Genomic DNA, 10,155 nt, shown 5'->3' on the forward strand with positions numbered 1-10,155 from the left:
CATGTTTTTCGTGCTTGCTTTTTTATTAACAATTTAGGAGGTTTAGATGACCATTCATGATTTGAGTAATCAAAGATCAAAAGGAGTGCTAAACTAAGAGAGTAAAGGTTAAAGCTTAACTAAGATAAAGCACATATCACATATTAAGAAGGGGATCTTATGAAGAAAAAAATACTTGTCATTTTCATCTTGTATCTAATCATGTCCATCTTTCTTTATCCGCTTAGGGAGAGTACTTGGTATCAGCTATTTTATACCATAGTCTATGTGATTGCGGTTATGATCTATTTTGCTTTAATGAAAAAGAAAGGAGCAAAGAAATGAAAACTTTTCTTGCTAAAAAACGGAACATCTTTCTTGCAAGATTGTTCCTAGGTCAGTTGCCCTTACTTGTCTCCACTTATCTATTTCTATCTCGTCAGTTTTTAAATTTTTCCTTGGTTTTCCAATTTCTTTTAGTGGTTATTAACTTGGCTTCTATTTTGGCTGTTGTTTATCTCACTAGGGAAATGAGAGTGAAAAAATTTGAAGATGATGATTTGGTAAGTCCTAGAGCCAATCAACTAATGTTCGTAGGATTGACATGTTTCATGACTATCATCTGTTTGTATAGAGGTATCACAGCAGTAGAATCCTATCAACAACTAATCGCCTATATTGGAGCTATTCTATGCTTTATTATCACGCTTCTGCTCGTTTTGGGGTTGAAGTATTATAAAAAGTAGAGGTTAATGAAGTATAAAAGTGTAAGTGTTTTCGAAATGCTTACCTTTTTTAATGAAGTTTTTGCAATTCAAGATGTTTCGATGACAATTCAAGATTCGGATGAAAAAACTTTAACAAATAGTGCTATACTGAAATTGTCAAGGTTGCAACAGGACAAAAATTAAAATAAAAATGGAGGTATTCGTTATGGATACAAAAATGATGGAACAATTTGAGATTATGGATACTGATATGCTTGCTTGCGTTGAAGGTGGTAAAAAATTTGGTGATTGTGAAACTGCAATTGCTGCTGGAGTTAGTGTAGGTGCTGTTTTTGGAGGTCCTTGGGGCGGTATAGGTTTAGGTATGGTAGCAGCCGCTTATTACTGTTAATAATTATTTGGACATTAGTATTTATAGTGATGTTAAACTGAATTTGGAGGTAAAAAAATGAATAAGGATAATATCAAGAAATTTGAAGTTGTTGATGTGGAGATGCTCTCAACTGTTAATGGTGGAGACTGGCGTTGTGTAGTAGGAACAGCAGGAGGCGCTATATTTGGAGGTGCATTTGGAGGTCCTTGGGGTGCGCTTGGTGTAGGCACGGCGGCTAATATGTATTTTTGTGCTACCCCTGTTAGTTAATACTTAATGAGAAACAAAGAATAAGCTAGAAGGCTGGGCGAAGAGTATAAACAACAGATAATTTATAGGTTAATGTAAAATTTAGAATTTTTATAGAAGTTTTTAAAATTTTTGAAGTTTATGCTAAGTAATATTGATATTGCTGAATAGTTTAAATATAGGTTAGTCAATAGATAACACTCCAGTACTCTTGTTTAGAGTGGGAGGGATATTAGTTAGTATTAGAATTAAAAAATTACTTACTTATCATATGTTAAGATAAAAGTGAAGGATGAAGTATCAATATGAAAAAGTATGTAGATTATTTAGATTTATTTGCCCGAGTTGTAGTAATATTGATGTCTCTTTTTCTTTGTATAAGAGTACTCATGATTTCAACGGAACTCTGGAGAAATATTGTGGTATTGGTGAGTACTCCTGTTACAATCTATAGTCTTATAAAACATAAATTAGATTATAAAGTATATAAAAATAAAGAACGTTCATAGTAAGAAAAAGTTATGAAACTATAGAACTGGTTTACTTAATGTGTAAAAAACAGAATGATAGTAGATCTACTCAAGTATTCATCTTTTTAATAGACCTTTGGTACAACTCAATTAAAAAAGGTAAGTGTTTTTGAAATACTTACCTTTTTTAATGAAGTTTTTACAATTCAAGATGTTTTGATGACCATTTAAGATTTAGATGAATTTGTAATCTTAAATAAGGTAAGATAAATATATCAAATGTAAAGGAGTATTCTTATGAAGAATCAAAAGATAAAATCGCTATTACTTGTACCACTTGTATTTGCATCTATTACTACGGGTGTTGTATATGCAGAAGAACAGACTACTTCTTCCTCTATCCAGGCTAATGATAGTTCTGTTGTGGCACCAGATCTGCAATCGGGTACGGAAAATGTTGAGCATAAACCTTCCGTTGTAACTCCCGAAGAGTATGAGCAGAATGTTGCGGAATTTAAAAAGATAGATATTGAAGCCGTTCGTCAATCTTTTACAGAGGATCAATTGGAACATACTATATATTTTGGTAGAAAAACTTGTTCTCATTGTCGTCAATTTTCTCCTGAATTGAAAGAATTTAATAACTTAATTGAAAAGAAGTTAGAATATTATGATTTGGATGGTAAAGATTTTGACGGGGAAGCGAGAGAGTTTCTATTTAAAAAAGTCGGTATTCCAGGAACACCAACAATTTTGTATTTAAGAAACGGACGTCCGATATCTGGATGGGTTGGTGGCGGGGCAACTGCACAACAGGTTTATGATTATATGTACTCGAGAAACTCACCTAAGCAAACGGAAACAGTAGCATCTTCTGAGGATACAGTAACAGAAAGTGTCCGTGATGATAAAACAGGAGAGGTGGAGAATTCAAAGGAAAATTTAACTAATAATAGTGATAGTAGAGAACAATTGAAGAATAATATTCCTCCTTCTAACACTATAACTGTTCAGCCTGAAGATTTGGTAATGACAGATAAGAAGAAGCGAGGAGATACATCTAAGACAATCTCTGAAAATACTGATAAGTTACAAACTTCTTTATCCGAAGTTAAGGGGAATGATTCTGCCTCCCAAACCATTCATTTGAGCAAACAATTACTACCTAATACAGGAGAGGAAGAAAGTTACAATCTATTACGTATAGCTGTTGCACTCTTGATTACTTCAGGTATGATCAAGTGGAAACAAAGAGTTCATAAATAAAAATTTTTGCATCCTTATTTTGATGATTCTAAATAGGAGAGAGGTTGTGTTTATGGCCATTTTTAATAAATGTCATGCTGTGTTTGTTGGGTTTTTAGCCTTTATAATAGTTACTACAGTAGGCTATACCATCAATCAAGGAGATTTTTTTCAAAATGAGTACCTATTTATTATCGCAAAGACTTTCTGGATTTCACTGAGTGTTGCCTATGCGAAATGGTTTGATATGGTTTCGCTAAGAAGGTTAACGAAGAAAGAAATTCTACTTTTTATTGGAAGCTTTCTTATTTGTGTGCTGGTAAATATAGGTTATTATAGTTTTTTTACAGTATCTTCTGGTGCTGGATATCAACACCTTGAGGCTACTAGTACAGGAATTTCATTATCCTTTATTGCAAGCGTGACAGTTTTTGGGCCTATTCTGGAGGAATTTGTTTTCAGAGGTATCCTTCAAGGTGCGGTTTTTGAAAATTCTTGGTTGGGGCTTGTACTGACTGCCTCTCTCTTCTCTTTCATGCATGCACCTTATGATTTTCCTTCGTTTTTCTATTATCTATTTGGAGGTTTGATGCTGGGCTTTGCTTATAAAAAGAGTCAAAATCTATCGGTGCCTATTTTAATCCATTTCTGTTACAATTGTTTATCATTCTTCTAGTAGGTGACAGTGCTAAATTTACAAAGGAATATAGAGGACGGTCAGTTAGCACCATAGTGACTATAGAACTGATCTGGTAGATGTGAAATCAATAGATGGAGGAATCATATGAAAAAGTATGTGTATTTTTTAGATTGCTTTGCCCGAGTTGTAATAATATTGATATCTCTTGTTCTTTGTATAAGAGTACTCATGATTTCAACGGAACTCTGGAGAAATATTGTGGTATTGGTGAGTACTCTTGTTACGATCTATAGTCTGTTAAAACATAGACCAGGTAAGAAGAACATAAAAAACCTGTGAGAATCTTAAAAGAAAGATTAAAAAGATGCAAGCACAATATAAAAATAAAATAGTAGAAGTTTGGGAAATTGGTAAAGATACTCCTAAACCAGATTGGGTAGAAGACGCCTTGCAAAAGAATTACATAGTATGGCTAGACAATCATGTCCGAATTTTAATGGCAGGACTTCAGTCTTCTCTTGTAACCAATCTCAAAATTGGACTAGTCGGAACAGCAGGAGGAGGTTTTGCTGGTTATAGTATGTATGTCCTTGGCTATCCAGGAGATTATCTTGACCTCACAAATCATCGAGTGGTATCTGCCACAACTTTTCATCGAGAGTATCAAGTATTATAAAATGATTAGGTAGAAAAAGGATGATGGTCTATCATTTTGAAAAGAATTGACTACCTAGATGATGAAAAATATAAAGTTTTTAACAGCAACAAAAGTACACAAGGGTAGATGTATTGGCTTATCAAAGTTATGGTGATAGCTACCGAGACTGAATGATAGAGGATTAATACTCAATGAAAATCAAAGAGCAAACTAGGAAGCTAGCCGCAAGCTGTACTTGAGTACGGTAAGGCGACGCTGACGTGGTTTGAATTTGATTTTCGAAGAGTATAAATGATAATTGATGGCAGCTACGATAGCAAAGCTACGAAGGAGCTTCTATGAAAAAATATTCTATTCTTTTCAAAACGAGTGCAATCCTTTCTTATTTATTTTTGTTTTTCGGCTTGTTTTGGACTACCCAATTTTGGAGAAATTATTGGGAGTTTTCATCTTGGGTAGGAAATATTATCTGGATTCGAAACATCATCAGCCTTCTCTTTATAGGCTTGATGGTTTGGATTTTGATCAGGTCGGGCCATGCTTATCTTTTTCGTATCCCTAGGAAAAAGTGGTTGAGCTATTCTGTTCTGACGGTGTTAGCAGCTGTCGTGCTTATCTGCTTTAACTATCTGACAGCTAAACACGTTCAGGGGACAAACGAAAGTTGGAATTTGTTTATTGTCTATAGTGAGACGAATTTTGCAGAGTTCGGCGTTTACCTAACCTTAATCGTACTAGGACCTCTGATGGAAGAATTGGTATGTAGGGGACTGCTTCAACATGCCTTCTTTAAGAATTCAAGATGGGGACTGGATATTCTATTTCCTTCGATTTTGTTCGCCTTACCTCATTTTTCAAGTTTTCCTAGTCTACTAGACCTTCTGGTTTATACAGCAGCTGGATGTATATTTGGTGGTTTGACCCGCTATACCAAGACCATCTATCCATCTTATACGATTCATATCATCAATAATATCATCGCAAACTTACCATTTTTGCTCACTTTTCTACATAGGGTCTTGGGGTGAAAAAACCAAAAGGCTTGCTTTCAGTCATAGAGGAGGTCATCATGTATAAACACTTATTTTTCCTAGATTCAAAAACCTTAGACTGGTTGACACCCTATATTCTAGTCTTGGCTTCTGACACCATTGCCTTTAATGTTTTTGTGCTAACCTTTGTGTCTGCGGTGGTCTTTAATTTCCTAAATCCCATGCTAGCTTTCATAGTTATATTTTTAGGTGCTGGCTATGTTGTCGGATTTTGGCTACTAAAATGGTTTGTTTTGGAAAGACTAGAGTTAAAGGATGATTTGTAGGAAGGTTTGTTTGTTGAGGAGGATAGCTTTATGGAGTTTTTTGATAAATTTCATGCCTTTTGTTTTGGATTTTTAGTACTAATAATCGTAATTACAGTTCCTTATACGATTAACCATGGGGATTTTTTTCAAAATGAACCTGCATTGATTATTGTAAGTCTTCTTGTAACATCGCTGAGTGTTGCTTATGCTAGACAGTTTGAAATGATTTCTTTTGGGATGTTAAGTAAGAAACAACTTTTACTTTTCATTGCAATCTTTCTTCTAAGTGTGCTTGAGACACTAGTTTATATTCATTTCTTCGCTGTTTCTTCTGGAGCGGGAGTTCAACACTTGGCGGAAGTAAGTAGAGGAATTTCCCTGTCTTTGATTTTGACTACCTCAGTTTTTGGTCCAATCCAGGAGGAACTCATTTTCAGGGGAGTTCTTCAGGGGGCTATATTTGAAAATTCTTGGTTGGGGCTTGTTCTAACTTCCTCTCTCTTTTCTTTCATGCATGGACCTTCTAATGTCCCTTCGTTTATTTTTTATCTACTTGGGGGCTTGTTACTGGGCTTTGCTTACAAAAAGAGCCAAAATCTATGGGTTTCTACTCTAGTCCACATGTTTTACAACAGTTGGCCACTCTTATATTATTTATAAAAATCATGAAAGGTAAGTAGGAGATTGTGCTTACCTTTTTCGTTCTATAATGATAACCCACCCCACCCCAGAGGCTTTTATTTGAGAATCAGGTCTGGACTGGTTGACGAATAGCCTAAAAACTAGTAGAATAGTAAGGAAACTTTATACGGAGGAAAGAAATGGACTTGGGTGATATTGAGCTAACGCTGACCCCTATACCTGGGAAAAGCGGAAAAGCTTATATGGGAAGCTACCCTGATGGGAAGCGCGTCTTTATTAAAATGAACACCTCTCCAATCCTACCTGGTTTAGCCAAGGAACAAATCGCTCCTCAATTATTATGGACTCGCCGTTTATCGGATGGGCGTGATATGTGTGCCCAAGAATGGTTGAATGGTAAAATTTTGACCCCTTATGATATGAATCGCAAGCAGATTATCAATATTTTGAGCCGCTTGCATCGTTCGCGTCCTTTGATGACGCAATTGACTCGTTTGGGCTATTCTTTAGAAACACCTTTTGACTTGCTTCAGGCTTGGTTAAAAGATGCTCCAGAATCCTTGAAGAACAATCAATATCTAAGAATGGTAGTAGAGGATTTGCGAGGAAGTTTGCCAAACTTTAGGGAAGATTATGCAACGATCGTTCATGGAGATGTACGACATAGTAATTGGATTGAGACAGAGAGCGGTCTTGTTTATTTAGTGGATTGGGATTCCGTTCGTTTAACGGATCGCATGTTTGATGTAGCGCATATGCTATGTCACTATATTCCAGACTATCAGTGGAAAGAGTGGTTGACTTATTACGGTTACAAATACAACCAAACAGTCATCAACAAACTATTTTGGTATGCTCAGTTATCCTTCTTGAGCCAGATTGCCAAATATTATACAAATGAAGATCTAGAAAATGTCAATCGGGAGATTTATGCCTTGCGTATCTTCCGTGACAAGTATGGAAAGAAGAGATGAGAGTTAGAAATCGAAAAGGGGCAACAGAATTACTAGAGGCTAATCCTCAGTATGTTGTCTTAAATCCTTTAGAAGCCAAAGGGAAATGGCGAGATTTATTTGGAAATGACAATCCTATCCATGTTGAGGTTGGTAGTGGTAAGGGTGCTTTTGTGACAGGTATGGCCAAGCAAAACCCTAATATCAACTATATCGGGATTGATATTCAAAAGTCTGTTTTGAGTTATGCCTTGGACAAGGTCTTGGAAGTTGCTGTACCCAATATCAAGTTGTTGTGGGTTGATGGTTCTGATTTGACCGACTACTTTGAAGATGGTGAGATTGATCGCTTGTACCTAAACTTTTCAGATCCGTGGCCTAAAAAGCGTCATGAAAAGCGTCGTCTAACCTATAAGAGTTTCTTGGATACCTTCAAGCGTATCTTGCCTGAACACGGTGAGATTCATTTCAAGACAGATAACCGAGGCTTGTTTGAATACAGCCTAGTGAGTTTTTCTCAATATGGCATGAAGCTCAATGGAGTTTGGTTGGACTTGCACGCCAGCGACTTTGAAGGCAATGTCATGACAGAATATGAGCAAAAATTCTCAAGTAAGGGTCAAGTTATCTACCGAGTTGAGGCAGAATTTTAAGAAAAAGCTTAAAATCAAGCCTTCTGAGTGCTTATGCTTTACATAAGTAGTTAAAAGTGCTATACTGTAAGTAAGAATATGAGAAAGTGAGGCGGGGAAATATCTTCGCCTCTTGCTTATGAGGAGGTGGACGCAATCGCAACTATCGTAGAATTAGTCAGAGAAGTCGTAGAACCTGTCATTGAAGCTCCCTTTGAACTCGTGGATATCGAGTACGGAAAGATTGGCAGTGACATGATTCTTAGTATTTTTGTAGATAAACCAGAGGGAATTACCTTGAATGACACAGCGGACTTGACAGAAATCATCAGTCCTGTCCTAGATACTATCAAGCCAGATCCCTTCCCAGAACAATATTTCCTAGAAATCACCAGTCCAGGCTTGGAGCGTCCTTTGAAAACCAAGGAAGCAGTCGCTGGAGCGGTTGGGAAATACATCCATGTTGGACTTTACCAAGCCATCGATAAGCAAAAGGTCTTTGAAGGAACCTTGCTAGCCTTTGAAGAGGATGAGTTGACTATGGAATATATGGACAAGACACGTAAGAAAACAGTCCAAATTCCATACAGTTTGGTGTCAAAAGCACGTTTAGCAGTAAAATTATAGTAAAAGAAAGGAAGCTTTTGAAGATTCAAAAGTGAATAGAAGATGAGTAAAGAAATGCTAGAGGCCTTCCGCATTTTGGAAGAAGACAAGGGAATCAAAAAAGAAGACATCATTGATGCAGTGGTGGAATCACTTCGTTCAGCCTATCGCAGACGCTATGGGCAGTCGGATAGTGTAGCCATTGATTTCAACGAAAAGACAGGTGACTTTACAGTTTATACTGTTCGTGAAGTTGTTGATGAAGTATTTGATAGCCGTTTGGAAATCAGCTTAAAAGATGCTCTTGCCATTAACTCAGCTTACGAGCTTGGGGACAAGATTAAATTTGAAGAAGCACCAGGTGAGTTTGGTCGTGTAGCAGCTCAATCTGCCAAACAAACCATCATGGAAAAAATGCGCAAGCAAACACGTGCCATTACCTACAATACTTACAAAGAGCATGAACAAGAAATCATGTCTGGTACGGTAGAACGATTTGACAACCGCTTTATCTATGTCAACCTTGGCAGCATCGAAGCACAATTGTCAAAACAAGACCAAATCCCTGGAGAAGTTTTTGCTTCTCATGATCGTATCGAAGTTTATGTCTACAAGGTTGAAGACAATCCTCGTGGTGTGAACGTATTTGTGAGCCGTAGCCATCCAGAAATGATTAAACGTTTGATGGAACAAGAAATTCCTGAGGTTTATGACGGAACTGTTGAAATCATGAGTGTTGCTCGTGAAGCAGGTGACCGTACCAAGGTTGCTGTTCGTAGCCACAATCCAAACGTGGATGCGATCGGGACAATCGTCGGACGTGGTGGTGCTAACATCAAGAAAATTACTAGCAAATTCCACTCAGCTCGCTACGATGCTAAGAGCGATCGTATGGTTCCAATCGAAGAAAACATCGACGTTATCGAATGGGTAGCCGATCCAGCTGAATTTATCTACAACGCTATTGCTCCTGCAGAAGTTGACCAAGTTATCTTTGATGAAAACGACAGCAAGCGTGCCTTGGTCGTTGTGCCAGATAACAAGCTTTCTCTTGCCATCGGTCGCCGTGGGCAAAACGTTCGTTTGGCAGCTCATTTGACAGGATATCGTATCGATATCAAGTCTGCAAGTGAGTTTGAGGCCATGGAAGCAGCAGAAGAAGCTGACCAGGTAGAATCAGACGAATTGGTCGAAGAATAAGAGCTGATCAGAGGAGGGAAGGATGAAAACTAGAAAAATCCCTTTGCGCAAGTCTGTTGTTTCCAACCAAGTGATTGATAAGCGAGATTTACTCCGTATTGTCAAGAACAAAGAAGGACAGGTCTTCATCGACCCGACAGGCAAGGCTAATGGTCGTGGCGCTTATATCAAGCTAGACAATGCAGAAGCCCTAGAGGCTAAAAAGAAAAAAGTCTTTAACCGTAGCTTTAGTATGGAAGTTGAAGAAAGCTTTTATGACGAGTTGATTGCCTATGTCGATCACAAAGTGAAAAGAAGAGAGTTAGGACTTGAATAAACAAAAAATTGCCAATCTCTTGGGACTTGCTCAAAGAGCAGGGAAAATCATCTCGGGTGAAGAAATGGTTGTCAAGGCCATCCAAGACCAGAAAGTAAGACTGGTATTTCTCGCTCATGATGCCGCCCCCAACCTGACCAAGAAGATTCAGGATAAAAGTCATT

At 37.4% G+C, this 10,155-nt stretch carries 15 protein-coding genes; all 15 read left to right on the top strand.

All coding sequences use genetic code 11. The annotated features are described in order from the left end of the window. The first annotated feature begins 320 nt into the window (after positions 1–320). The gene (locus tag SINDD18_RS00225) at positions 321–725 is read left to right on the top strand and encodes a hypothetical protein (protein WP_061862671.1); all 405 of its coding nucleotides are present in this window, start codon (positions 321–323) and stop codon (positions 723–725) included. A 187-nt stretch (positions 726–912) separates the two neighbouring features. Then, entirely contained in the window at positions 913–1,098 is a 186-nt protein-coding gene (locus SINDD18_RS00230) for a bacteriocin class II family protein (RefSeq protein ID WP_061862672.1), read from the top strand. Positions 1,099–1,155: 57 nt separating this feature from the next. Then, positions 1,156–1,350 carry a Blp family class II bacteriocin gene (locus tag SINDD18_RS00235; protein ID WP_061862673.1) on the top strand — a complete coding sequence of 65 codons (195 nt, stop codon included), beginning with the start codon at positions 1,156–1,158 and terminating at the stop codon, positions 1,348–1,350. A gap of 746 nt (positions 1,351–2,096) precedes the next feature. Beyond that, the gene (locus SINDD18_RS00245) at positions 2,097–3,065 is read left to right on the top strand and encodes a thioredoxin domain-containing protein (protein ID WP_061862675.1); all 969 of its coding nucleotides are present in this window, start codon (positions 2,097–2,099) and stop codon (positions 3,063–3,065) included. A 52-nt stretch (positions 3,066–3,117) separates the two neighbouring features. Beyond that, entirely contained in the window at positions 3,118–3,720 is a 603-nt protein-coding gene (locus SINDD18_RS00250; protein WP_061863214.1) for a CPBP family intramembrane glutamic endopeptidase, read from the top strand. Between the two features lie 328 nt (positions 3,721–4,048). Beyond that, positions 4,049–4,360 (top strand): hypothetical protein, encoded by a 312-nt coding sequence (locus SINDD18_RS00260; protein WP_061862677.1) that lies wholly within the window; start codon positions 4,049–4,051, stop codon positions 4,358–4,360. Between the two features lie 320 nt (positions 4,361–4,680). Beyond that, positions 4,681–5,370 (top strand): CPBP family intramembrane glutamic endopeptidase, encoded by a 690-nt coding sequence (locus tag SINDD18_RS00265; protein WP_061862678.1) that lies wholly within the window; start codon positions 4,681–4,683, stop codon positions 5,368–5,370. A gap of 41 nt (positions 5,371–5,411) precedes the next feature. After that, positions 5,412–5,660, top strand: a complete 249-nt coding sequence (gene blpZ / locus SINDD18_RS00270) for an immunity protein BlpZ (RefSeq protein WP_000276510.1) — start codon at positions 5,412–5,414, stop codon at positions 5,658–5,660. Positions 5,661–5,690: 30 nt separating this feature from the next. Next, positions 5,691–6,302, top strand: a complete 612-nt coding sequence (locus tag SINDD18_RS00275) for a CPBP family intramembrane glutamic endopeptidase (RefSeq protein WP_061862679.1) — start codon at positions 5,691–5,693, stop codon at positions 6,300–6,302. 161 nt (positions 6,303–6,463) lie between these two features. Next, positions 6,464–7,258 carry a cell cycle regulator CcrZ gene (ccrZ, locus tag SINDD18_RS00280; RefSeq protein ID WP_000362994.1) on the top strand — a complete coding sequence of 265 codons (795 nt, stop codon included), beginning with the start codon at positions 6,464–6,466 and terminating at the stop codon, positions 7,256–7,258. Beyond that, positions 7,255–7,890, top strand: coding sequence for a tRNA (guanosine(46)-N7)-methyltransferase TrmB (trmB, locus tag SINDD18_RS00285; RefSeq protein WP_001266101.1), 636 nt, complete (start codon positions 7,255–7,257; stop codon positions 7,888–7,890). The genes ccrZ and trmB overlap by 4 nt, the downstream gene beginning before the upstream one ends. 126 nt (positions 7,891–8,016) lie before the next feature. Continuing rightward, positions 8,017–8,496 carry a ribosome maturation factor RimP gene (rimP, locus tag SINDD18_RS00290; RefSeq protein WP_000338687.1) on the top strand — a complete coding sequence of 160 codons (480 nt, stop codon included), beginning with the start codon at positions 8,017–8,019 and terminating at the stop codon, positions 8,494–8,496. Positions 8,497–8,538: 42 nt separating this feature from the next. Further along, positions 8,539–9,675, top strand: coding sequence for a transcription termination factor NusA (gene nusA, locus SINDD18_RS00295; RefSeq protein ID WP_061862680.1), 1,137 nt, complete (start codon positions 8,539–8,541; stop codon positions 9,673–9,675). A 22-nt stretch (positions 9,676–9,697) separates the two neighbouring features. After that, positions 9,698–9,991 (top strand): RNase P modulator RnpM, encoded by a 294-nt coding sequence (gene rnpM, locus SINDD18_RS00300; RefSeq protein ID WP_000857572.1) that lies wholly within the window; start codon positions 9,698–9,700, stop codon positions 9,989–9,991. Continuing rightward, the coding region (locus SINDD18_RS00305; protein WP_193750814.1) for a ribosomal L7Ae/L30e/S12e/Gadd45 family protein at positions 9,984–10,155 on the top strand (172 nt) is incomplete at its 3' end. The genes rnpM and SINDD18_RS00305, both read left to right, overlap by 8 nt.

The organism is Streptococcus infantis (assembly GCF_001579645.1).
GTDB classification, from domain to species: Bacteria; Bacillota; Bacilli; order Lactobacillales; family Streptococcaceae; genus Streptococcus; species Streptococcus infantis_E.